This window comes from Methanobrevibacter sp. (assembly GCF_030539555.1).
In the GTDB taxonomy this organism is placed as follows: domain Archaea; phylum Methanobacteriota; class Methanobacteria; order Methanobacteriales; family Methanobacteriaceae; genus Methanocatella.
Window position 1 is genome coordinate 79,028 of sequence record NZ_JAUNXX010000001.1, and the last position, 22,454, is coordinate 101,481.

Genomic DNA, 22,454 nt, shown 5'->3' on the forward strand with positions numbered 1-22,454 from the left:
ATCACTATTTGTTCATATAATCTAAGACAGCATCAATCAAAGCATCCAAATCAGATAAATAACGGTCATACCATCCTGATCTTATTTTTCCGAGAACATAACATAATGCTCCGGAACCAATACCTACAATAGTTGTGTTGAAAGCAACTGTTAAGGAACTTGCAAGGGTGTTGATGTCACCGGCACCTAATGCTGCAAGTCCGGGACCCATCGGGATTAAAGTACCCATAAGTCCTAAAGTAGGTCCGATACGAGTAATAATATCGGTTTTTTGTAAAGTGCTTAAAGTTTTTTCTTCCTCAAATTCAAATAATTTACGTGCCAGTGCCTCTCTTGAAGAATCTCCTAACTTTTCAGAAGATGCTATTTCTGATAAAACCTTTTTCTGAGATTTAGGTATTTTAGCAGATGAAATGATGTTTTTCAACTCATCCACTGAACCTGCCGCATTGATATCATAAATCAAATCTCTAATGGTGCCTACAGGAACCTTTCTTCTTGAAGTATACTCAGCAATCACACCACCCAAATTAATGATAGTTATGATTACAATAATAAGCAGTATAACCAATACAGGAATGGTCAGACTCTGTGAGATGACATCAAGAGAACCTGTTAAAAACTCCCCACCTGGAATATTCAAAGCCATATAATTCACCTAATAATTATTCTAAAATGCTTCTCCCTCTTTTAGTCAAAACGATACCCGCAACAATCAGAATGGCAAATGCCAATATAACCATAAGGATATCCTGAGGAGAAGCTATACTAATAGGACTTAAAGTTTTAGTTAAAACTCCTGCGATGTTTGGAATTACAATTGCTGAAAGTAAGAAATAAGCCCCCAACAACAACATGAAGTTACCTAAAACAATCGGATAAGGTCTGTTGATAAACCTGATGATTGTATTGGAAGCCAGAAAAGTTACAACCATGACAGCAACTAAAGCGGCTGCCGCATACCAACTCAAATCAAGTGAACTTACACCGATTGTTGGTGCAACAACCAAAACACTTGCAATAATTGAACCAAAACAACATGGACAAGGAGCTATAATAGCTATGGAAGTGGCAGTGGATGTATTTTTATCATGTATTTTCCACTCTCTTATTGTAAATAGACCTGCAATAATCATTATTAAAGCCATGATAATATAAAAAATTGAATTATAACTGTATATTGCCTGTATTAACTGTTCTGCAAATAATGCTGCAACAGCTGAAATGGCAACTACCCCGCCACCATAAGCAATACAGATTACTGCAAATAATTTCTTTGGCAAATTAGCTAATCCTGAAGCCAAACCGATTTTTACACCAAAAACCATAACTGATGCAAAAATACCTACTTGCCATAAAACACTCATCATATCCATATTAAATTCCCCATTATCAAATAAATTTTAAAAATTTACAGTTAAATATTAGTTAAATAAAGTATATAAATTTTTTAAAAAAACGATGTGTAACTAAACAACCATCAATATAATATTTCTTATACAACAATAAAACCTTTTTGATTAGAAAAAAAGTGCAACAATGCAGGAAATAAAAAAAATAAAAAAAATATTTCACTTGCGTGAAATATAATAATTTAAGGTTTTGAATAACTAACACCAAATAAAGCACAGACCATGAATACGGAAGCAAGAGTGTATACGATATTATACGGATTTACCTTGCTTGCAGGAAGCTCATCAACAATCTTGTCACTAACATCCTTGATACTTGCATTGGAAGCATTGGTATCCTTACCAATTTTTTTGGTTGCGTTAGTGCTGTTTGCTAATGAACCCACATCTAAATCTTTCAAATGAATTGCTTTTGGATGTGCGTCCGGACGATAAGGGTCCGGATGAACAGGATTATTGTCGAATAAGCCCAATTCATAAGCTATTGCATCTCCCTGTTTTTTGCATAAACTTGAAACAATCCATTCTTTTTGATTTGAATCATATTTCAAGGCATAAGATATGTAGTCTTTATTATTGGCGCCATTTACCCATATGAAATAGAATACTAAATCCTTCCATAATGGAGTATGAATCAGATATATATTATCACTTATTCGGGACCCGAAAACTTCCAGAAGTCCGTTGATAGCTTTTTGAGTGCTTAAACCCTCAATTGTAGCATATCCTGCTGAAGTGAAAATATAAAAATTTTCATAATCTTTTATAACATCAATGCCGCGTGACCTGAAATAGGCTATAGCTTTTCTGGCTGCATCAACACCAATCTGTTTAATGTCCTCTGGAGTTATTGTGCCAGAAGTTTTACCTCCAAGACCGCCTGTCTGATGAACATCAGGATTTAAATTGTTTTCTACTTTCAATATCTGTTTAGAATTTGATTGATCATAACTCATTACGGTAATCATCCCATTTTCAGAAGTGTTATTCTCCATATTTAACCCAATTAAAGATTCATTTTCTTTTGAATCAGCACTAAAGCACGCACTTTTATCTGGAGTCTTATCTATTGACCAAATAAATGCATCACCATCAGAGTCTTGTTGAATACCCAATAAATCATTAGATGATTCAATCTCATTATTATATCCTAACAACGGTTGAGCCATATCCTGCCCAAATTCCTGTTCAAGTGAAAAATGCTGGAGACTTTCATCAAACTCAGCACCTTTTTCAAAAGCATCAATCCAGGATTCCACAATATTCCAAAGATCAACGTATTTTTGCGAACATACATCACCAGAACATAATGAAGTAATAGCTCCATTATTATAGAACGCCATAGTGAGAGATTCTCCTTTCTTAATAAAGAAAGCGATGTTTATTAAATCTGATTTCAATGAAGATAATGTTACAAGATTACCTTTTTCATAAGTTACATATCCATTAGAAGCATCCACTATTCCATTTAAAACATTTTCGGTAGTTACATCAGTAATTTCGGTTGAATCGACAGTTGTAATTACTAAGATATCCTCTGCAGATTCGAAATCCAATAATTCACAAGCAGCTGTTGTTACATCATAACCAAGTTCATAACCACTAAAAGACGCTGAGTTATCGTTGACCAATCCTGAAATGACTAAATCATTATCCAAATTAATCGCAACAATCTCTTCAACATCCAAATCCAATAACTCATCATCATCCGAATAGCTTGAATCATAATATTCATATGAAGATTCGTCACTGTCATCTATTAAAATCACATTTTCACTTTCATCAACATTAGAATCTATTGAAATGCTTTCAATATGTTCTTCTAATTCCTCAAATGCAGAATTTGATATAATGTCCTCCTCGCAGGACTGAGAAACACTATTTTCAACTTCCACAGTTGATGTATCGCTACTTTGTGCAATTTCAATTTGAGTATCTTCTTGATTAATCGATTGTGTGTCAACATCCGATGCAGTTATATCACTTGCTGAAACAGCTCCAAGCAAACATAGAGCCAAAATCAATGAAGTAACCATAACAACACCGTGTTTTATCATGAATTACTCCTAATTTTTTGTATAATCAAATTGCGCAATTATACATACATCAAATTAGTAATACCCGTTTACTATTAAACCAATATTAAACAAGCATTACTGGTTTAATGTATTGATTTTATTTTAAAAAAAAGTTACGATAAAATTCAATTTTAAACTAGAAAAATTTTAAAGTTAAAAAAATAATATATTAGATTATATTAAAAAATAATGAGGCAAAATATGTATTGGAATGAAGAAATTGAGACAATGCCCAGGGAAGATCTTGAAGAATTGCAATTGAAAAAGCTTCAAGAAACTGTTAAAAGAGCATTTAATAAAATACCCTACTATAATCAGAAATACAGTGAAGCTGAAGTATATCCTGAAGATATTGAAACATTAAAAGATATTGAAAAACTGCCGTTCATCACAAAAGATGACCTGAGGGAAAGTTATCCCTTCGGACTTTTTGCAGTGGACATAAAAGAAATTAAAGAACTCCATTCATCATCAGGCACAACAGGAAAACCTGTAGTATCAGGATACACAGAAAAAGACCTTGATACATGGGCCGAAACCATAGCTCGCGGATTAACCATGATGGGAATTGGTGAAGACGATATCCTGCAAAACACCCACGGTTACGGAATGTTTACAGGAGGATTTGGCGTTCACTACGGATCCCATAAAGTTGGGGCCGCAATCATTCCGATTTCCACCGGCCAGACACGCAGACAAATCGAAATTATGAGCGACTTCGGCACAACCGGATTGATCTTTACTCCTTCATACGGCATTCACTTGGCGGAAGTTGCCCTTGAGGATGGAATTGATCCAAAAGGGTTAGGACTCAAAGCTATCGGATTTGGAGCTGAAGGCTGGACTGAAGAGATAAGACAAAGAGTGGAGGAACTCTTCGGCACCAAAGCATACAACATTTATGGTCTAACCGAACTGATGGGACCTGGCGTCGGAATAGAATGCAGTGCGCAGAAAGGTCTGCACATTGCAGAAGACATATATTATCCTGAAATCATCGATCCAAAAACCGAAAAAGTCATTGGAGCTGAAAAGCCTGGAGAACTGGTTCTTACAAATCTTCAAAGAGAAGGAATGCCAGTAATAAGGTTCAGAACTAAAGACCTGACAAAACTCACTTATGAAAAATGTGAATGCGGAAGAACACATGCCAGAATGAGCAGAATTACCGGCAGGTCTGATGACATGATTAAAGTTAAGGGAGTAGCTATCTTCCCATCACAAATCGAAAAAGCATTGCTTAAGGTAGGTGATGCAGAGCCTCATTACATGATTATAGTTACAAGACCTGAAACTTTGGATGAAATCGAAGTCAAAGTGGAAGCATCACAGGACATTTTCTTTGACGGCGTTAAAGAGATGATGGCAATTCAGCAAAAAATTGCGAAATCCATTGAAAATGAAACAGGCATCAGAGTGAAAGTAACACTTGTTGAACCAAAAACCCTACCTAGGTTTGAAGGAAAAGCAAAAAGAGTAATTGACGAAAGGAATCTGCACTAAGGTGAGAGAAATGAAAATAAAACAGTTATCAATATTTTTACAGAACAGAATGGGAAGCTTGTCAAAACCTTTGGAAGTTTTAAGTGATGCTGATGTGAATATCAGAGCCATGTGCATGGCAGACACTTCTGAATTCGGTATTTTAAGACTTGTTGTTGATGACCCTGAAAAAGGAAAAGAAGCACTTGAAAAAAATAACTTCCTTGTGAAAATTACAGACATCATCGGTGTCGAAATGAATGATACACCGGGCGGTCTTACAACAGTTTTAAAAATCATTAAAGACAATGAAATCGATTTGGAATACCTTTATGCATTTTCACATGATAAGGCTGAAAAAGCCATCCTGCTTCTCCATGCAGACAAACTTGATGAGCTAATTGAAGCGCTTGAAGAAAACAACATAATCATTGTTCAAGCAGAAGAAGTTTATAATTTATAAACTTCAATTTTTCTTTTTTTTAACCGTATTTAAGATTGATTTTCATGATTTCAATCACATAATATAGCATTAAAAATGCCACCATTAAAAATGCAAAGCCTCCAACGAATATTGACATCACACCAAAATCAGTTACCAGAAATCCTCCAATTGCAGTTCCCATAGCTATTCCACCATTTAAAATGCTTAAAAATACACCATTTGCAAGTTCAGGAGAATTCGGAAGAACTGACGCTTCAACATATTGGATGAGATTATAACCCATTCCGTCCAGAACTCCAAAAATCATGAACAGCATCAAAACAGGAATCAAATACTGGGCAAACAGATAAAACAGTGAGAATACCAATCCGCACACCAACTGAAATATCAAAAGTGTCGCTTTATCTTTATATAGAATCAGCTTTCCACCAATCCATGTTCCGCAGATTGAAATTATGCCGTAAACGAAAAGGAGAATGCTTAAATTGTAAGTGTATATATGACTTACTGTCTGAAGAAAATAGGGCATGTAATTATAGACAATGCTTGCTCCAATCGGCATCATGACAATACCCAGTGAGGCCAGGACAAATTCCACTGATTTCAAACTGGATAGTGGAGCATCAAATCTTTTGGATTTGCCGGGAATTTTGGGAAAGAACACCAGTATCAGTGTCAGCGTTAAAAAATTAATTGCAAATATCCAAAGCATTGCAATCTGATAACCGAATACTGTTCCAAGGGCTGTTGTTATCGGCAGTCCGACAATGCTTCCAACAGATATTCCAAGAAGAATTTTAGTAATGTAATCCTGCTTTTCACCCTCAGGAGCAATCTCTTCACAAACAGTAAGTGCAATTGATATGAATGCAGGGTAAAAGGCTGCAGACAAAACCCTGAAAAACAGAGAAACAGATAAACTATTGGAAAATACGATTACAAGATTGGAGATTGCGAATACTGACAGAATTGAAACGAAGGTTATTTTTCTCTCGAATTTTGAAAATAATATAGGTATGAACAGTCCACAGACAGCTATTGTAAATGTAAATGAACTTACATATAATCCAGAAATGGCTATTGAAGTGTGAAAATGTGTTGAAATTTGCGATATGATACCGACAATACTTAAAGGAGTGTTAATCCCAAGTGTTGCCATCATAAGTATATACAGCAATGATTTCGAATCAATTTTCATAATATCCACTGATACCCCAAAAAATATATTAAAAACAATATTACAAATCATCAATGCCTAGGCTTAAATATAAAGCAATCGCTAGTTTTCTTCCAATAACAATTGTTGCATGTTTTGCATCTGCTTATGCCATTTCCGTCGACTCTCCAATCAAGCAGGAAATATGGATCTGCAACGAATGGCCTTTGCATTGAGAAAAATTCAATATTTGTCCTGTTAAGAATCTCATTGAGTTTATTTTGATTTGAAAATCCCCCGCCCAGGATAACTGGAATCTTTAACTGGCCGGCGGCCTTATCGGCAAGTTCCAACAGGTCATTGTTTTTGTTGTCTCTTGTGAAATATTGTGGTGAACGTGGTTTTGTAATCTGGATGCTGTCTGCTCCAGCACTTTCAAGGAGTTTGCAGATTTCAATGCCGTCATCATCGATTACATTCACACGACAGCTGACATGAAGGTCAAAATTGGCTTTGATTAATTTTACAAGTTCAGTGGCAATCCTTACCCTGTTTTGTGTGTTTCCGCCATACTTATCATTGCGTCCGTTGAATGTTGGGGAAATAAATCTTGAAAGGAAATAGTAGTTTCCCATATTAATCTGTACTCCGTCAAATCCTGCAAAAGATATTTTTTTACAGGAAACCAGCAAATCAGCTTGAATCCTTCGAATATCTTCAAGAGTCAATTCATGAGGAGCCAGATTCTGGTTATCTCCATTGCCATATCTAATGAATCCTATCTGGGCAAACACAGGAGTGTCATACATATGGCAGGTATGTACAACTTCAGAAAAATCATTAATGAATGTAGGTGAGTTGATGGAATGTGAATATGGGCTGAAACCGTCATTTGGATAAATGGAAATCAGTTCTGTTGTAATTATTCCAACACCGCTTGATGCGATTTTTTCATATCTTTTCAAGACTTCAGGAGTTAACTGTTTGTTTTCCTGATTTTCGGACTCCCACAAACCTGTTCTGATAATTCGGCTTTGAAGTACCAAATCACTGAAACGGCAAACATCGAATAAATCTTTCATAATATTATTTTGTTAAATTATATATAAAAATATAATAAATCTAGTAATTTTTTAGAAAAAAAAATAAAAAAAGTATTGGAAATATTATTTTTCAATAACAAATCCATGGTTTTGAGCTTTGGTAACGAAGACTGTTCCTTTATCACCAATAATCTCTTTGGTTTTTTCTACAATTTCCTCATTGGATTCATCGAATACTGTGTATAAGACTGGACCAAATGAAGAAATACCTACACCATATGCTCCGGCTTTTTCGATTGCCTGCATGGTTGGCAAGTAACTTGCATCCAGGGAATGTTCCAGTTTATTGAAACCTACCTTTTGAAGTTCACTTATAGCCCATCCGAAGTTTTTGATATCTTTTTCAAGCATAAATGGAACAAGGTTCATTAAAATCAGGTGAGATACCTGTTCAACTTCCTCTTTTGGAATCGGACAGTAAGTTTGGAACACATCCACTTCATCATCGCCTTCCATGTGTTTTTCGATGTGGGGAATTGCAATCAGTATCTTCCATTCTTCCGGAAAATCATATCTTGCAATCAATGTTGCAGGTTTTGCTTGGGAAGCACCTGAAGGCAAAAATAAAGGTTTTTCCTCTTTACTGTGACCACCATCTAAAATGAATCCTCCTAAATCGTGAGTATATGTTCCGATACCTGAAGTTCCACCTCTTCCAACAATGCTGCTCAGTTCACGGCTTTCCACTTCAATGCCCATTGTTTCTGTGATCAGATGGGCTGTTGAAACTGCAATTTGTGTTCCGCTTCCGAATCCTGAATGTGGAGGATAAGTCTGATGTACGATAAATTTAAATCCGGAATCAATATCAAAATGGTCTATTGTCTTTTGAGCTGCATCGGGAATTTTTTCCTTACATTCCAAGATAGCTTCTTCGTCTGTAACTGTATCTGCAAATTCAAGTTCAATTCCGCTATCAATTTGCTCAACTTCCAATACAAATTGTGGATCAGCTAATGCTAGACCAATACCACCATCGACACGTCTATATGACCCGTTCAAATCTATAAGGGACATATGAATTCTTGAGGGTGCTTTAATAATCATTTTTTCACTTCCTTACAATATTACTTATTAATCTATGTATTAAAGCATATATAATTCTTTTCATGATTAATATAATACCCTTTATAGACACAAATTATTTGGATGAAATCAACCGAAAATGGCATTGACATACATTACATTAGTCATACCTCTAATATGCACTTTGATATACAATTTAAAAAGAGAAGCAACCCTTCGCACTTTTTCATTTTTTTAAAACTCAAGATTGTCAACGGTTTCGACTAATTTTAAAGCCAAATCATAGCTTACATCCATTTTTTCACATGTGAAGCATTCATACACAAGTGTTGGAATTCCAGCTTCGGCTGTTGGCTCTGTAATGTAAGGAGGACTTGACCTGAATTCAGGAGCATAATAAACTATTTCCTCAAAGTTTGCCAATATCTCGTTTAAGAACTTTGTTGACTTTTCATCAAAACCGGGCGCAAATAAAAAATTAGTAATCTGATAGTCTCCAGGACCTTTCGGGCCACGATTTGAGTGAATATCTAAAAATAAGTCATATCTCTTATTGATAATGTCATTCCTGACAAATTCCTGGGCTAAAAGCTGACCCTCATCTCTGCCTTCGCTTTCGGATGACGAATCATTAACGTTGATGTTGTAGAGGTAATAACAGTGTTTCAGGTCATCTTTTGAAGACAGCTTTTCATACAATGCCCTGTGAGATTTACTTTCAAGAGGATGCATTCCAATCAGATAAGCTATTTTAACATTGGAATCCTCATTACCAAAAGGACCATGAATATGTACACTGCCCAATTCATTTTCACCAATCAATTGTGCTTTCAGCTGTTTAGAATCAACTTGAGCAACATCAGTAGGTTCTTTGGGATAACTCATGATAACACCTAAAAAAAATAAGTAATGACTAGAATATAATCTAGTCTTGGGATGGTGCGCGTGCACCCAATTCTTTGTTTAATTCATAAATCAATCTGTTGTCGCCATCGGCGAGTTTGATTTTTGCAACCAGTTCCATTGCGTTTTCTTCCTCTTCAACTTGTTCTTCAACAAACCATTGCAGGAAGTTGTTGGTTGCATGATCTTTTTCTTCAATAGCCAAATCAACCAAGTCATTGATAAGGCCGGATACCATTTTTTCATGTTCTAAAACATGTTCAAATGCAGCAACAGGAGAATCCCATTCAGTTTGTGGTTCTTCGATTGCAGTCAATGTTACGGAAGCTCCTCTTCTTATGATATAATCATAGAACTTCATTCCGTGTTCCAGTTCTTCTTCGGCTTGCACTCTCATCCAGTTAGCAAATCCTGCCAAGTCTTCATCTTCAAAGTAAGCTGCCATGGACAAATATAAATATCCTGAGTAAACTTCAGCATTTAACTGACCATTTAAAGCTTTTTCCATTTTTTCAGATACCATTTTATCACCATTATGAAATTTGTATTTGATTTCTTATATAGTTTAAGTTACAGTTCAACCACCATCATATCAGGATTTCCCAACCGATACCCTATTTGAACAAGGCCTTCAAGATAAAAAAAAATAGAGGTTGCATTATTGGAGCAACAATATAATAAAGACTTCAGATAAACATTCTAACATGATAGAAAAATCCATTTATGAAGATTATCAGATTGATTTCAGCGACTCATATGAAAGTGATGATGCATATTACTTTATTTTCAACGATGAAAGGGAACTGTACCTGAATGAGAACAAAACATTACCTGTAACTTTAAATGATTTTAATAGTGATTTTAAACTGTATATCGGTAAATACATGGATAAAGACGCTTTTGTTGTCAGCGCCAAAGGAGAGGGTGAATCTTTTAATCTAAAAGAAATATATGGCATTGACAAGGACATTTACCTTATGGCGACCAGAGCAGTTCTGGTGCATGATTGGTACATTCAAAATCAGTACTGCGGCAAGTGCGGGACAAGAACCGTGCTGGATGAAAAGGACATGATGTTAAAATGCCCATCATGCAATCAAAACCATTATCCCCGCATCGCTCCTGCCATTATTGTGGCAATTAGAAAAGGTGATGAATTGCTTATGGCTCAACACAGCTATCATGAGCAGATCAGATATGCATTAATTGCCGGATTTGTTGAACCGGGTGAAAGCATAGAGGAAGCCGTTCACAGAGAAGTTTCAGAAGAAGTAGGAATTAAGATTAAAAACCTGAAATACATGAAAAGTCAATCCTGGCCGTTTCCAAATTCATTAATGCTTGGCTTTGAAGCGGAATACGACTCCGGGGAAATAAAAGTTGATGGAGATGAAATCCTGAAAGCCAAATGGTTCAAAAAAGATGATATAATCAGGTATGACTCAGACATCAGCATTTCAGACTGGCTAGTGCAGACCTTTATTGACAATGTTTAATGCCATCACTCCGGCCTTTAACCTTCCCAAACCCTCTTTTAACATTTCTTGAGGGCATGCAATATTCATCCTGAGGAAGTTATCGCCGCACTGTCCGAAATCACTTCCTGCAGATAAAAACAGCCCCTGATTCTGGCGTAGAAATTCTGATAAAACTTTTGAATGAATATTCAAAGCAGAACAGTCAAGCCACAGCAGATAAGTTGCATCACATTCAACCAATTTTACAACTGGAAGTTCACTGGCCAAATACTCCCTAACGATTTGCTTATTTTCAAACAGCACTTCCCTAAGCTCATCCAGCCAATCCTCACATTCTCCATATGCTGCAACCACAGCTGCAGTTGCAAAGACATTGCACGAATCGGAGTTGTCAATGTGCATTTGCGTTTTGATTTTGTCTAAAATTTCCCTGTTTTTTGAGTGAACGACGGAACTTTGAAATCCCGCTATGTTAAATGATTTTGAAGGTGATAAGCATGTAATTGCCTTATCATAATCTGATGATGTTTCAAAGGGATTATATCTGATTTCAGGGTCAGTCAGGTCGCAGTGTATTTCATCGGAAATCAATATGACATCATGTTTTTTGCACAGCTCCCCGATACGGTTTAAATCATCTTCAGACCAGATTTTTCCAACCGGATTTTGCGGATTGCACAGTATCATCATCTTAGCCTGTGATAACTTCTCATCCAAATCATCGAAGTCAATCCTATACTCTCCTTCCCCGTATATCAGCTCGTTTTCCAGAACTTTTCGATTGTTGTCTTCAATCACATAGAAGAACACATGATAGACAGGTGTCTGAATCAATATCTCATCACCGGCATCCGTCAGGCACCTTATCATGGAGGATATAGACGGCATTACACCCATTGAGTACAGCATATTCTCACGAGACATGTTAAAGTCATAGCGTGAGTGCCACCAGCCAATGTATGCTTCAAACAGCTCTTCAGGAACAACAGTGTATCCATAAACAGGATGATTTGCTCTTTTTAAAATAGCCTCCTGAATCTGCGGTGCGACCTTAAAATCCATATCAGCAACCCACATCGGAACATCATCATCGAACAAATCCCATTTCAGGGAATTGGTGCCGTGTCTTTCAATCAGGCCCTGAAAATCATATTTAGTATTTTTCATAGTGAATTCTTTCCTCATCAAATTTATCCATGAACTTGTTTTCCCACCCTTCGGCAGGATATCCTACAGTTATAATGCAATAAGGTTTCAAATTGGAAATATCATGTATCCCCACAATTTTGGCTATTTGCATCATTCTTTCCTTGTCTGGTGCGACCCCATTCCAAAGACCACCCAATCCAAGATTAACTGCTTCAAGCAGCATGTTTTCAGCCACTGCACCCATATCCTGTTGCCATACGCTTTTATAGAATGCCCTTTCGATATTTGCTACAAGCAAAATAGCAACCTGTGCTGTTGAAAGTCTTGGCTTAATTTTTGCAAGTTCATCCAAAGTTTCGCGATTTTTAATAACGACAAATTCCCATGGCTCGGCACCCAATCTTGATCCCGGTGCCTGCATTCCTGCCCGGATTATTTTCACAATATCATCATCGCTTACCTTTCTGTCGCTATACTCGCGAATGCTTCGTCTTGTGTTAATAACTTCTTCAAAATCAGACATAATAATTACTAAATTAACCAAAATATAAATAATTTTTCATTATTTTGCACCAATAACTCTGTTTAGATATGGTATTCTATTTAACATTGCCATGTGATATGAAATTCCAACCGTCCTATTATTAAAATCAAAAACAGCTGCAGATATCATCAATATGATTTGTAAGTCAAATGATTTAAATACACCCATAACTGTATTGACAAGTGAAAATAGAGCCTTTTTAAAAAATACTATTGTTTTGGATATGAATTCAAGATTTAAGTTGAATTTATCAAAGTTTTTGAACAAATATTAAAATTATCAAAAATTATTGGAATTGTACAGATTTTTGAAAGATTGGGTTAGATTGGACTCATTCCATCTTTTTTTTAATTTTTTAAAGGTCTGATTGAATTTTAAAAAAAAAACAGTCTTTTTAGGAGATATACCATGATTAATGCCAATTAAATCAATCAGACCTTATTTTAAATTTTTGACTTTAAAAAAGTCACAAACACCACCATATATCTCTTGAACGAATATTCCAGAACTTATCTTTGAAATCATTGACATGCCCGGTTTGATGACCTGCTTGGTTATCGCAAAATCAACAAATCCGAACATGTAATTACTGTTATGTCACTCATCACTGAAAAAAATAGTTGAAGTGCGAAAATGTGTTTTTTCACACTTTAGAAAAGTATTTATTATTCTTCAAAGCAGGATCTTTCATGCACATTGAACTCAATATCATTGTCATTGCAGTATTCCTCAACATGATGTAAAATCTCCTCGACATCGTCTTTTGAGTATTCGTTTTTAAAGTAATATACAACTGGTTGAGCGTTTGTATACACACCAATTGTTAGGAATTCATTGTTGAAAACACGTATTATAAGAGTGTTATATATTTGAATATCCCTTATGATATCGCCTTTGGCTTTTCCCAATGCAATTTCATTGCCTATTACTTTAACTTCAGAATCCTTATAGACTCTTTTCAATTGCAATACCTTATCCTCATCGGTTAAAACATCATTTTCAGGTTCTATTTCACTCAATTTTTCTCTGAATAGGCGTGCGTTGTGCAGTTTTTCCTGAACATCCTTAAGTTCCACTTCCAAGTTTTTCTCATCTTCAATAAGGGAGTTGATGAATGCTTCAGATCCGTTGTTGAAGTTCTCATACATTTCAAGCACGTCCCTCGGTGAGAGAATTGAATGGTTTTTGTAGAAATCCTTTGTATGAGGTTTTACACGTATGCTCAATGTTTTGAGTTTTGTCTTTTTTGATTTTGGACCCATGTCAAAGAATTCATCAGCAAATTCGTTGCCTCTTCTGTGAAGGGAATTCATTCTTCTTGTAAACATTCTTTCAAATTCTTCACGGGACATATCTTCCGGGAAATTGAATTCAAACTCACCAGGAGTATATGAACCGCCAAATCTTTCATTTCCGAATACGAATTTTCTTGAATCTTTTTTGTTTTCGTTTTCCATTTTACCACCACAAACCTGTATACATATTTTATTTTTGTATACAATATTATATGGTGATGAAGTAGTATATAAAGGTATGCATTTTTTAAAAATGTATACTTTTAAAAATTTTTAAAAAAATAAGTAGAATCATCCGCTTAATTCGACTGAAATATTAAATACTTTTTCAAAATCATCAAGAAGTTGTTTTTCTTTTGATTCAACGACATCAGGTTTGTTTTCATAATCGTTTTTTGAAATATTTGAAAAAGTTTCGATGACGACTTTCCCATTCAGCATTTTAAGCAAATCTTCGGATTGTTTGAGGTGAGGTCTGACTGATGCTTCAAAATAATCCCTAGGATAGTTAATGGTGTAAAACAATCCCACATTAACCTTACCTTTAAATTTATTTCCTGTTTTATATGAAACCATCGAGTAGATTAATCTTTCAAGCAGAGCCATATAATGGCTGGACGGATGTGAGAAAAATATAGGAGCCCCAATTAAAAGACAATCACAGCTGAAAATCTTTTCAATCAATGGGGAGAGTTCATCCCTCCAATAACATTTACAAACTTCATCATCCCTTTTGCAAATCAAACAAATCCTGCAACCGCTTAACTTCAGTTTATACAAATCAACATATTCAACTTCAGAACCTGCGGACTCGGCACCCTTCAAAGCGAATTTCATCAGTTGTGCGTTAACCCCTTTTCTTTTTGGATCCGCATTGATTACTACAGTCTTCACCTAACCACCCTTACTTAAATTGGCGCCAATCTCAAAAGCCTTTTCAATATCTTTAGGATACTGCAAAACCAGCTGCTTTTCTTTCGCTTCCTGTGAAAAGCCAGCCATATTATATTTGGAGTAGTCATGAACCTGCAGAGTGTCACAGACAGGATATGAAATAACATTACCATTCAGATATGAAAATAAAAACTCGACACTGGACAGACTATCCTTCATTGATTTTTCGTAAAACTCCCTTGGGGCATTCATTGTATAGAATATTGCAACATTTACTTTTCCCCTGTAATAGCTGGACCCATCGTCATAAGACATTACACAGAATATCAGCCTTTCTATCAATGCCCTGAATTCGCTTGTAGGCTCTCCAAAATAAATTGGTGATCCGATCAGCAATGTATCGGCTTCAAAGATTTTTTCTATTACTTCAGACAAATCATCATTCCAATAGCATTTGCCTTTTGTTTTATCTTTCTGTTTGCAAACAAGACAACTTCTACAACCCTTAAAAACCAAATCGGATAAATTAAAATATTCAGTTTCAGCCCCGACAGATTCTGCACCTTTTAATGCAGCTTCCATAACTTCAGCAGTATTCCATTTCTTTCTAGGACTTGCATTAATCACAATTGTTTTCACAATAACACCCTAATAATTATATTGCTTTTAAGACAATATAATTATTCTCTTTTAGCTATCGACATTCAGAAATTATTTAATAATCAGACAGGACAATTGCCAATCTCAGGATTCAAACCTCTTTCCAGCATTGAGGGTCCGGAGAATACATATTATTCGTTGTACCATAACTTACCGCAGGACAGCCCCTGCAAAATCTTAACAATTCACATTTTCTGCATTTTTCAAATTTTTCGAATTTCCTATATTCATCCATATCTCTTCCAATGAATATGTCATATATGGATTGTGAAAGTGCATTTCCCACTTTACTGTCCATTCTACGGCATGAGAAAACATCCCCATTTGGCAATATTGTTAAATGATTATTTCCACAGTTGCATCCATCATATATCACCTCTTCTTTGAGGTTTTCAGGTATTGTAAACAATTCTTTTTCATATAAGAATAATGTCCACAAATGGTCTTTTAGCGTGAACAATGTATCCGTATTTTTATACTGCTGATATTTAGCCCATAATATGTCCAGCAAATTCTTATATTCCCTGGGAGTTATCTGTACTGACTGCAAACCTGTTGGACAGTACCTTGCAAAACTGAATAATCCTGCTTTATTTTCAACAACAACATCAACCAAATCAGGAATCTCTTCAATATTCCTCTTTGATACAGTTGTCATTATGCTTGCCCTAAGACCTGCGTCCTGCAAAGTTTTGATTTTTTCTAAAGTAATATCAAATGAGCCCGGTTTTCTGAAATAATCGTGAGTTTCTCTAAGTCCATCCAAGGAAAGTTGATATTGTCTACAGCTTAAACTTTTAAGCCTTTCGGCTACTTTATCAGTTATGTGAAATGGATTACCTAATATTGAGTAATGAATGTTTTTTTCATGCAATCGCTCAATTAACTGCCAGAAATTAGGGTGTAAAATTGGGTCCCCGCCAGTAATACTAAAATAAGGTGTCCTATTTACTTTTTTACAAAACTCCAAACAATTGTCTAAGACAATTTTCATGTTTTCATAGTCCATTGTTATTAATTCTTTATCTCTGTCCTCTGAAAAGATATAGCAATGTTTGCATCTTTGGTCACAATTATCCAATATATGCCACTGAAAAGCAAAAAAGTTATCCATAAAAAACATCTCCTAAAAAAGAAATTTTAACGTTTAAAATCTTTAAATCTCTTGAATCCATATAACAGCAATAATGTTTTCTTTACTGCTAAACCGAAATTTCACATTAAATAAAATTCTCCTTAAAAATTTCATTAGCTATACTCTTAGAATCATTGCATATAAGCTATATGTTACCTTAAAGTAACCTCTTGGCCAATCATACAGTAAAATCAAAGAAAATAGCATGAAATAATTAAATCAATAAAAAAAACAGTTAATAAAAGTTAATTTTTAAGTAAAAAAAAAGGAAATTCAGACTATATCCTCATAGTCTGGAATTTTCAAAAATTCGTTGCTTGATTGAACTGCCTTAAACAAGTAGAAATTGAGGAATCCAACTTCCTGAGTCAATGTGCTCTTTCAAGCATAGGATTACACTTAAAACCTATTTTTTAGCTTCAATGACAGTTTTTCCGTTCATGTAAGGGACCAACACTTCAGGAATTTTTATGCTGCCGTCAGCCTGCTGATAGTTTTCCAGAATACAGCACATTGTTCTTTCGGTTGCAATAGCTGTACTGTTTAAGGTGTGCAATATCTGAGCATCACCTGATCCTGCCCTTCCAAAACGTGTTTTTGTTTTACGGGCCTGATAGTCTTTACAGTTGGTGCATGAAACCAGTTCTCTGAATGCTCCTGAACCCGGAAACCATGCCTCAAGGTCATATTTGATTGCGGCATTGTCGTTTAATGCAGATGATACGATTGCAATTATCTGATATGGAAGGCCTAATTTCTGATAAATCCTTTCGGTTACCTCCATCAGGTGGTCGTGCTGATTTCTTGAATCTTCAGGAGTGGAATAAATGAATTGTTCGATTTTTTCAAATTGGTGAACCCTGAATATTCCTAGAGTATCTTTACCGTGGGAGCCTGCTTCTTTTCTAAAACAGGTTGAAAGTGCACAATACCTTAAAGGCAAATCATCAGGGGATATGATTTCATTTCTGTGAAGTGCAGCTAAAGTCTGTTCTGCAGTTGCGATTAGGTACATGTCCTCATTTTCCACTTTGTATAATGTTTCGTAAAATTCACCCAATTCGGATGTTTCTGCTGCCACTTCCCCTTTAACAAAGAAAGGAGTTTGCATTGGAATATATCCTTCGCTTTCAAGTTCGGAAAGTGCAAATTGAATTAATGCTAAGTTCAGATGCAATATATCTCTTTTCAAGTAGTAAAAACGTGCACCTGCAATGCTTGCTGCGGTTTCAAGGTCAGCACCATCGATTTTTTTAATTAAATCAACATGATTTAAAAGCTCAAAATCATATTCTGGAATTTCGCCATAAGTCCTGACAACTACATTATCGTCTTCAGTGTCTGAAATAGGCACATCCTCATCAATGATGTTACCTACTTTGTATCTGTAATCCTCTCTGAGTTTTAAATAATCGTCATTTTTTGCACTTAATTCCTTAATTTCTGAAGCCACTTCTTTAGACCTTTTGATTACTTCATCCAAATTACCTTCTTCTTTTGCCTTTTTAAATGATTTGGACAATTTATTTTTTTCAGATCTGAGTGCATTTAATTTTTTTTCACCTTCTCTCCATAAGGTATCGTATTCAATTACTTTTTCAACATTTTCAGTATCTCTGAATCTTTTCTTTTCAGAGTCAATTATGACTTCCGGATTTTCTCTGAATAATTTTATATCTAACAAATTTTGTCCCCTAAAATATTTTAATCAAATAATAATTATGATTTTTTTGTTTTTTAAACTTATTCATTGATATATATTTATAACCGAACTGAAAAATTGATTTCAAAACGAAGAATTTACATCAATGCTTAAAAATGATTAGATTTCAAATGAAAATGATTTATATCCCAATATTTGATGTATAAACTATTAAACTATGTTTAAACACCTGAAAAAACAGGAATAGAAATAATGGGCTTTAAAATGATATTCTCCTAAATTACAGGATTTGGTTGAAAAAACAGATAGTTTGTAAGGGGACACCGCACCCCTCAATATTTTTTTAATGTTAGTTTATAATAATTTATCGCTGAAGACATCTCTTAATTCATTTTTAGTATTATCTGAATAATTTCCGCTGTCAACAGTCACCATTGCAATTTCAAAAAGTATTTTATTTAAAGATTTGCCTTTTTCAGTTAATTTGTATCTGATGTTCTTTTTATCGTATTTGTCAACAATCTTGTGAATCAAACCGTTCTTTTCCATATCCTTAAGGCAGTTGCTTAAGACCTTATTTGAAAGATTTGGTTTGTCTTCTTTAAATTCATGAAAACGGGTTTTTCCAAAGAATAGATCATGAATAATATGGATTACCCACTTTTTTCTTATTAACTGGATTACATTATCTATTGGGAAATTTTTAAGTTTCTTTGTAGCTTCCATGAGTAATACCTCCCTAAAATTGATAGGTTATTATGACTTGTTTTTAAAGTATTTAAACTTTTCGCTTTTTTTGAAAGTGACCAAATGGTTACGAAAATCATTTATATAACTAGAATATAAGTTGCTAGTAGAAGTTGCAGAAACTGTAGCTTCTAAACATTGGAGATGGCAAAAATGTATAGAATAAACACTTGGAATGAAAATGAAAAGTTTTTCCCTAAAAAAATTGCACAAGATCTTTTAGATGAAAGGACATCTTGTGTCAACACAAGTTGTTGTATCGATACAACCAAAATTACCTCAGGTCCCTGCGGTAGTGATATTCAAACCAGTTGCTGTATCGATACAACCAAAGAGTAAGATTTCTAAATCTTACTCTTAAATTTATTGAACATAATATTTGCAATTTGTGAATTCGTCATGAATACCTGCCAAAGTTAAATCCTCAATATTTCATTGGATTTCCATCATGGAATTTTTTGAGATGACATTAAGTTATCCCCATTTTTCCGAACCTCATATCCCGATGGATAAAACTCCCACTTCCCAAAAAAAAACAATGGGAAAATCAAAAAATTCCGCTATCTCTCTTTTTTACGATGAACTTTAACTGCCATGCAACAAAATATTTAACTGCCTCAATCCATTAAGTTGAAGTACTTCAACCTAGAAATATATATAATAGAATTAACTAATTTTTAGGAGATGAAAGTATGGAAATTAAATACAATCAAAGGTCTTACAACTATCCTAGTTTAATTAAAGGTCTTTTGCACGAAATATCAAAAAAAGATTTTGACCATTTCCACATTGTCTACAGTAACGACAATTACGGCAATTTCTACAAGAATGAAGACAAATTAATTGAATTTAGAGAAGACCATATCAAAGAGACCTGTGAAAATGGGGACGTAATTTACTGGGATTATGCAAATATCTGCAAAATCAAAGTAACTAAAAACCATGACCCTCAAATCGAAGAAATCGATGAATTTGATGACAATGATTTGTGGACAGGAAATAGAATCCAGTTCTAAAATAAGATAATTCGTAGAGAAATTAACAAATCTCTACAATTATTAATTTTAAATTAACCATTATAACAATTTTTCTTCCCATTCCTTAACTTTAAAGCCAACTAAAACAAAATCATCCCCTACAACGATTGGTCTTTTGACAAGCATTCCGTTTGTTGCAAGAATATCAAATTGTTCCTGTTCGGACATATCGGGAAGTTTATCCTTAAGTTTATTTTCACGATATACTTTTCCGCTTGTGTTGAAAAATCTTTTCAGGGGCAATCCTGATTTATTATACCATTCCTCAATTTCCAAAGCGGACGGATTGTCCTCTACAATATGTCTTGAGTCATAATCGATATTGTGTTCATCTAACCAGTTTTTAGCTTTTCTGCAAGTTGAGCATTTTGGATATTGTACAAATAACATAATACTAGATTGGCCTTTAAGTTAAAAATAGTTAATGAATCAGATTAAATCCATTAACTGGCAAACATCATCAATGACTCCTATTGGATATCCATCACAGTAATCCTTTTCGCCACCATATCCCCATTTGACTATTACACAATCAATACCTGCATTTTTGGCTGTTTTAATGTCTGTTTCGGAATCGCCAATGTAAATTGCTTCATCCCTAGCTACATTAGCCTTCCTGATAAGGTTGTTGACACCGACTGGAGAGGGTTTTGAAGGATAGTCCGGATTATGTCCTTCAATATCTAAAAAATCAATATCTCCCAGATATCTATTTACAAAATTTTTAATGGAATCGGTTGTCCTGTTGGAATTGATAGCCACAAGCATTCCGTTATCCTGCAATTCTTTTAAAGTTTCGTGAATTTTTGGAAATGGAAGAGAATGAGTCTTTTGAGATGAATTGTATAATTTCTGATATGTGTTTTTAATCAGGTCAATATTTTCGGGAGTGTTTTTTTCCTTTAATATTAATGATACAATTTCATCAATGTTTCCGCCCAATCTTTCAATATATTCATCATGTGTTAAAGCAGGAAATTCATGAATGGTTAAAGCCTTGTTGAAGCATATTACAACATCATCTACCGTGTCAAACAATGTTCCGTCAAAATCAAAAATCAAAAGTTTTTTCATATATTACCTCACACAAAAAAAATAAAAAAAAATGTATTAATAATAATACATTCTAATGGGCTCCACTGAATTGCCTTATGAACGGTATATGATTACATATAAAGACTATCAGGAATGCTATGACGAATACCGCAAGCCAATTAAGAGGCAACCAGATTAAAGGATTCCACTTGTAGAACAGAACAATATGCTTTCCAATATATTTAAGTGTGTTTAACGGGAAATAGTGGACTAAAAAAATACCATAACTGTAAGTACTTATTGCAAAAATTATCTTAAAAGCAAAGGAATCCTTAAAGAACGAATACACTTTGTTTTTAAGTGATTCAGGATGTTTAGACGAATATTCTGCCCAATATTTAAACAGTATGAACAGACCAGTAGCCTGCATTACAGGACAGATTGTCAAATAAGTGTACCACATTATCTTTTTCAATCCGAGTCCGCAGTTAACTGTATGTCTCATGTTCAGGAAGGTGAACACAGCAAATATTATGAAACCTAATATGATCATGTTTCTGTCTGAAAGTTTGAAGTCCTTATTTGCCAGATAATAACCAAGCACAAAATAACCCAGATATCCTGCGAAATAACTTAATTCCAACTCGTGGAACGGATATTTCTTAAGAATTCCCAATACCATCACAATTAACCATACCACAAGGAAATATTCGACTCCTTTAAGTTTATATTCTTTTACAAATGAATTGACAACCGGCAGGAACAGATAAACCCCTATCAGCATCCATATAAACCAGTACTGCTTATCCAGATAAATGTGAATAAAAGAAGCTAGTGAACATTCATAACCATTTACAAACATCAGGAGAAACGGAAGCAGCAGGCTCCATGGTATAAACGGTATCAGTATCCTTGAAAATCTATGTTTCAGGAAAAATTTTAGGTCATAATCCCTGTTTAAAAGCAGACTTCCACTTATCATTAAAAATAAGGGCACACCCATTACTGAAATGTCAACCCACAGCACGGAAGAAAACCATTGCCAAGTTCCAACATGCCATGAAGTTGCAAAACTTCTAAAGACATGAGCCATAACAACAAGCATGATAGCCAGTGCCCTCAACTGGTCCAAATAAAAAATTCTTTTTTTACCATTAACTATCTTATACATAATATCAATTTTCAAAAGCTAAATTTTAAAATAAAAGTGAA

General features: G+C 34.7%; 26 protein-coding genes. 5 read left to right on the plus strand and 21 right to left on the minus strand.

The genetic code is table 11. The annotated features are described in order from the left end of the window. Nucleotides 1–4 precede the first annotated feature (4 nt). From Q4Q55_RS00305 to Q4Q55_RS00315, 3 genes are all read right to left on the minus strand, one after another. The gene (locus tag Q4Q55_RS00305; RefSeq protein ID WP_303370827.1) at nt 5–649 is read right to left on the minus strand and encodes a MotA/TolQ/ExbB proton channel family protein; all 645 of its coding nucleotides are present in this window, start codon (nt 647–649) and stop codon (nt 5–7) included. Nucleotides 650–665: 16 nt separating this feature from the next. Beyond that, nucleotides 666–1,376 carry a DUF2162 domain-containing protein gene (locus Q4Q55_RS00310; RefSeq protein ID WP_303370828.1) on the minus strand — a complete coding sequence of 237 codons (711 nt, stop codon included), beginning with the start codon at nt 1,374–1,376 and terminating at the stop codon, nt 666–668. Nucleotides 1,377–1,594: 218 nt separating this feature from the next. Continuing rightward, entirely contained in the window at nt 1,595–3,469 is a 1,875-nt protein-coding gene (locus Q4Q55_RS00315; protein ID WP_303370829.1) for a hypothetical protein, read from the minus strand. A 222-nt stretch (nt 3,470–3,691) separates the two neighbouring features. On the opposite strand from Q4Q55_RS00315, the gene Q4Q55_RS00320 reads away from it, so the two are divergent. Continuing rightward, nucleotides 3,692–4,993, plus strand: a complete 1,302-nt coding sequence (locus tag Q4Q55_RS00320; RefSeq protein ID WP_303370830.1) for a phenylacetate--CoA ligase family protein — start codon at nt 3,692–3,694, stop codon at nt 4,991–4,993. Nucleotide 4,994: 1 nt separating this feature from the next. Beyond that, nucleotides 4,995–5,435 carry an acetolactate synthase gene (locus tag Q4Q55_RS00325; RefSeq protein WP_303370831.1) on the plus strand — a complete coding sequence of 147 codons (441 nt, stop codon included), beginning with the start codon at nt 4,995–4,997 and terminating at the stop codon, nt 5,433–5,435. 19 nt (nt 5,436–5,454) lie between these two features. Here Q4Q55_RS00325 and Q4Q55_RS00330 read toward each other — a convergent pair whose 3' ends face one another. The 5 genes from Q4Q55_RS00330 to Q4Q55_RS00350 all read right to left on the minus strand — a co-directional run bounded on the left by Q4Q55_RS00330 (nt 5,455) and on the right by Q4Q55_RS00350 (nt 10,128). After that, on the minus strand, nt 5,455–6,615 hold the full coding sequence (locus Q4Q55_RS00330; RefSeq protein ID WP_303370832.1) for an MFS transporter: 1,161 nt from the start codon (nt 6,613–6,615) through the stop codon (nt 5,455–5,457). Between the two features lie 50 nt (nt 6,616–6,665). Continuing rightward, nucleotides 6,666–7,655 (minus strand): NADH-dependent flavin oxidoreductase, encoded by a 990-nt coding sequence (locus Q4Q55_RS00335; protein ID WP_303370833.1) that lies wholly within the window; start codon nt 7,653–7,655, stop codon nt 6,666–6,668. Between the two features lie 84 nt (nt 7,656–7,739). Then, on the minus strand, nt 7,740–8,723 hold the full coding sequence (locus Q4Q55_RS00340) for a beta-ribofuranosylaminobenzene 5'-phosphate synthase (RefSeq protein WP_303370834.1): 984 nt from the start codon (nt 8,721–8,723) through the stop codon (nt 7,740–7,742). Nucleotides 8,724–8,936: 213 nt separating this feature from the next. After that, nucleotides 8,937–9,587: an adhesin gene (locus tag Q4Q55_RS00345; RefSeq protein ID WP_303370835.1), complete on the minus strand. Its 651-nt coding sequence runs from the start codon at nt 9,585–9,587 to the stop codon at nt 8,937–8,939. 40 nt (nt 9,588–9,627) lie between these two features. Next, nucleotides 9,628–10,128, minus strand: a complete 501-nt coding sequence (locus Q4Q55_RS00350) for a ferritin (protein ID WP_303370836.1) — start codon at nt 10,126–10,128, stop codon at nt 9,628–9,630. Nucleotides 10,129–10,309: 181 nt separating this feature from the next. Between Q4Q55_RS00350 and nudC the strand changes: the two genes are divergently transcribed. Further along, complete coding sequence (nudC, locus tag Q4Q55_RS00355; protein ID WP_303370837.1) at nt 10,310–11,101, plus strand: NAD(+) diphosphatase; 792 nt, start codon at nt 10,310–10,312, stop codon at nt 11,099–11,101. Here nudC and Q4Q55_RS00360 read toward each other — a convergent pair. From Q4Q55_RS00360 to Q4Q55_RS00405, 10 genes are all read right to left on the minus strand, one after another. After that, entirely contained in the window at nt 11,072–12,250 is a 1,179-nt protein-coding gene (locus tag Q4Q55_RS00360) for a MalY/PatB family protein (protein ID WP_303370838.1), read from the minus strand. The genes nudC and Q4Q55_RS00360 overlap by 30 nt on opposite strands. Beyond that, nucleotides 12,237–12,755: a nitroreductase family protein gene (locus Q4Q55_RS00365; protein ID WP_303370839.1), complete on the minus strand. Its 519-nt coding sequence runs from the start codon at nt 12,753–12,755 to the stop codon at nt 12,237–12,239. Before Q4Q55_RS00365 ends, Q4Q55_RS00360 begins: the two co-directional genes overlap by 14 nt. Before the next feature lie 39 nt (nt 12,756–12,794). Beyond that, nucleotides 12,795–13,043 carry a hypothetical protein gene (locus tag Q4Q55_RS00370; protein ID WP_303370840.1) on the minus strand — a complete coding sequence of 83 codons (249 nt, stop codon included), beginning with the start codon at nt 13,041–13,043 and terminating at the stop codon, nt 12,795–12,797. A 171-nt stretch (nt 13,044–13,214) separates the two neighbouring features. Further along, on the minus strand, nt 13,215–13,358 hold the full coding sequence (locus Q4Q55_RS00375) for a hypothetical protein (RefSeq protein ID WP_303370841.1): 144 nt from the start codon (nt 13,356–13,358) through the stop codon (nt 13,215–13,217). 83 nt (nt 13,359–13,441) lie between these two features. After that, nucleotides 13,442–14,233, minus strand: a complete 792-nt coding sequence (locus Q4Q55_RS00380; RefSeq protein WP_303370842.1) for a hypothetical protein — start codon at nt 14,231–14,233, stop codon at nt 13,442–13,444. 129 nt (nt 14,234–14,362) lie between these two features. Next, complete coding sequence (locus tag Q4Q55_RS00385; protein WP_303370843.1) at nt 14,363–14,965, minus strand: flavodoxin family protein; 603 nt, start codon at nt 14,963–14,965, stop codon at nt 14,363–14,365. Continuing rightward, complete coding sequence (locus tag Q4Q55_RS00390) at nt 14,966–15,604, minus strand: flavodoxin family protein (protein ID WP_303370844.1); 639 nt, start codon at nt 15,602–15,604, stop codon at nt 14,966–14,968. A gap of 112 nt (nt 15,605–15,716) precedes the next feature. After that, nucleotides 15,717–16,739, minus strand: a complete 1,023-nt coding sequence (gene acgM, locus Q4Q55_RS00395) for a radical SAM/SPASM domain protein, ACGX system (RefSeq protein ID WP_303370845.1) — start codon at nt 16,737–16,739, stop codon at nt 15,717–15,719. A gap of 427 nt (nt 16,740–17,166) precedes the next feature. Further along, the gene (gene serS / locus Q4Q55_RS00400) at nt 17,167–18,444 is read right to left on the minus strand and encodes a serine--tRNA ligase (protein WP_303370846.1); all 1,278 of its coding nucleotides are present in this window, start codon (nt 18,442–18,444) and stop codon (nt 17,167–17,169) included. A gap of 333 nt (nt 18,445–18,777) precedes the next feature. Continuing rightward, nucleotides 18,778–19,149, minus strand: a complete 372-nt coding sequence (locus tag Q4Q55_RS00405; protein ID WP_303370847.1) for a helix-turn-helix domain-containing protein — start codon at nt 19,147–19,149, stop codon at nt 18,778–18,780. Nucleotides 19,150–19,323: 174 nt separating this feature from the next. Here Q4Q55_RS00405 and Q4Q55_RS00410 point away from each other — a divergent pair, with 174 nt between their 5' ends. After that, nucleotides 19,324–19,509, plus strand: coding sequence for a hypothetical protein (locus tag Q4Q55_RS00410; protein ID WP_303370848.1), 186 nt, complete (start codon nt 19,324–19,326; stop codon nt 19,507–19,509). A gap of 353 nt (nt 19,510–19,862) precedes the next feature. Beyond that, the gene (locus Q4Q55_RS00415; RefSeq protein WP_303370849.1) at nt 19,863–20,186 is read left to right on the plus strand and encodes a hypothetical protein; all 324 of its coding nucleotides are present in this window, start codon (nt 19,863–19,865) and stop codon (nt 20,184–20,186) included. A gap of 60 nt (nt 20,187–20,246) precedes the next feature. On the opposite strand, the gene Q4Q55_RS00420 is transcribed toward Q4Q55_RS00415, so the two are convergent. The 3 genes from Q4Q55_RS00420 to Q4Q55_RS00430 are packed head-to-tail and all read right to left on the minus strand — an operon-like array spanning nt 20,247 to nt 22,413. Beyond that, nucleotides 20,247–20,597, minus strand: coding sequence for an arsenate reductase family protein (locus Q4Q55_RS00420; protein WP_303370850.1), 351 nt, complete (start codon nt 20,595–20,597; stop codon nt 20,247–20,249). A gap of 39 nt (nt 20,598–20,636) precedes the next feature. Beyond that, nucleotides 20,637–21,281, minus strand: a complete 645-nt coding sequence (locus Q4Q55_RS00425) for an HAD family hydrolase (RefSeq protein WP_303370851.1) — start codon at nt 21,279–21,281, stop codon at nt 20,637–20,639. A gap of 52 nt (nt 21,282–21,333) precedes the next feature. Further along, nucleotides 21,334–22,413, minus strand: a complete 1,080-nt coding sequence (locus tag Q4Q55_RS00430) for an acyltransferase (protein WP_303370852.1) — start codon at nt 22,411–22,413, stop codon at nt 21,334–21,336. Nucleotides 22,414–22,454: the final 41 nt, after the last annotated feature.

Excerpts from the sequence above, each read along its gene's own strand:
- Q4Q55_RS00340 (WP_303370834.1), bottom strand. The coding sequence starts at position 8,723 with ATGATTATTAAAGCACCCTCAAGAATTCATATGTCCCTTATAGATTTG.
- Q4Q55_RS00320 (WP_303370830.1), top strand. The coding sequence starts at position 3,692 with ATGTATTGGAATGAAGAAATTGAGACAATGCCCAGGGAAGATCTTGAA.
- acgM (WP_303370845.1), bottom strand. The coding sequence starts at position 16,739 with ATGGATAACTTTTTTGCTTTTCAGTGGCATATATTGGATAATTGTGAC.
- Q4Q55_RS00360 (WP_303370838.1), bottom strand. The coding sequence starts at position 12,250 with ATGAAAAATACTAAATATGATTTTCAGGGCCTGATTGAAAGACACGGC.
- Q4Q55_RS00310 (WP_303370828.1), bottom strand. The coding sequence starts at position 1,376 with ATGGATATGATGAGTGTTTTATGGCAAGTAGGTATTTTTGCATCAGTT.
- Q4Q55_RS00315 (WP_303370829.1), bottom strand. The coding sequence starts at position 3,469 with ATGATAAAACACGGTGTTGTTATGGTTACTTCATTGATTTTGGCTCTA.
- Q4Q55_RS00375 (WP_303370841.1), bottom strand. The coding sequence starts at position 13,358 with ATGTTCGGATTTGTTGATTTTGCGATAACCAAGCAGGTCATCAAACCG.
- nudC (WP_303370837.1), top strand. The coding sequence starts at position 10,310 with ATGATAGAAAAATCCATTTATGAAGATTATCAGATTGATTTCAGCGAC.
- Q4Q55_RS00380 (WP_303370842.1), bottom strand. The coding sequence starts at position 14,233 with ATGGAAAACGAAAACAAAAAAGATTCAAGAAAATTCGTATTCGGAAAT.
- Q4Q55_RS00420 (WP_303370850.1), bottom strand. The coding sequence starts at position 20,597 with ATGTTATTTGTACAATATCCAAAATGCTCAACTTGCAGAAAAGCTAAA.
- Q4Q55_RS00335 (WP_303370833.1), bottom strand. The coding sequence starts at position 7,655 with ATGAAAGATTTATTCGATGTTTGCCGTTTCAGTGATTTGGTACTTCAA.
- Q4Q55_RS00350 (WP_303370836.1), bottom strand. The coding sequence starts at position 10,128 with ATGGTATCTGAAAAAATGGAAAAAGCTTTAAATGGTCAGTTAAATGCT.
- Q4Q55_RS00415 (WP_303370849.1), top strand. The coding sequence starts at position 19,863 with ATGGAAATTAAATACAATCAAAGGTCTTACAACTATCCTAGTTTAATT.
- Q4Q55_RS00410 (WP_303370848.1), top strand. The coding sequence starts at position 19,324 with ATGTATAGAATAAACACTTGGAATGAAAATGAAAAGTTTTTCCCTAAA.
- Q4Q55_RS00345 (WP_303370835.1), bottom strand. The coding sequence starts at position 9,587 with ATGAGTTATCCCAAAGAACCTACTGATGTTGCTCAAGTTGATTCTAAA.
- Q4Q55_RS00305 (WP_303370827.1), bottom strand. The coding sequence starts at position 649 with ATGGCTTTGAATATTCCAGGTGGGGAGTTTTTAACAGGTTCTCTTGAT.
- Q4Q55_RS00405 (WP_303370847.1), bottom strand. The coding sequence starts at position 19,149 with ATGGAAGCTACAAAGAAACTTAAAAATTTCCCAATAGATAATGTAATC.
- Q4Q55_RS00430 (WP_303370852.1), bottom strand. The coding sequence starts at position 22,413 with ATGTATAAGATAGTTAATGGTAAAAAAAGAATTTTTTATTTGGACCAG.
- Q4Q55_RS00330 (WP_303370832.1), bottom strand. The coding sequence starts at position 6,615 with ATGAAAATTGATTCGAAATCATTGCTGTATATACTTATGATGGCAACA.
- Q4Q55_RS00425 (WP_303370851.1), bottom strand. The coding sequence starts at position 21,281 with ATGAAAAAACTTTTGATTTTTGATTTTGACGGAACATTGTTTGACACG.
- Q4Q55_RS00365 (WP_303370839.1), bottom strand. The coding sequence starts at position 12,755 with ATGTCTGATTTTGAAGAAGTTATTAACACAAGACGAAGCATTCGCGAG.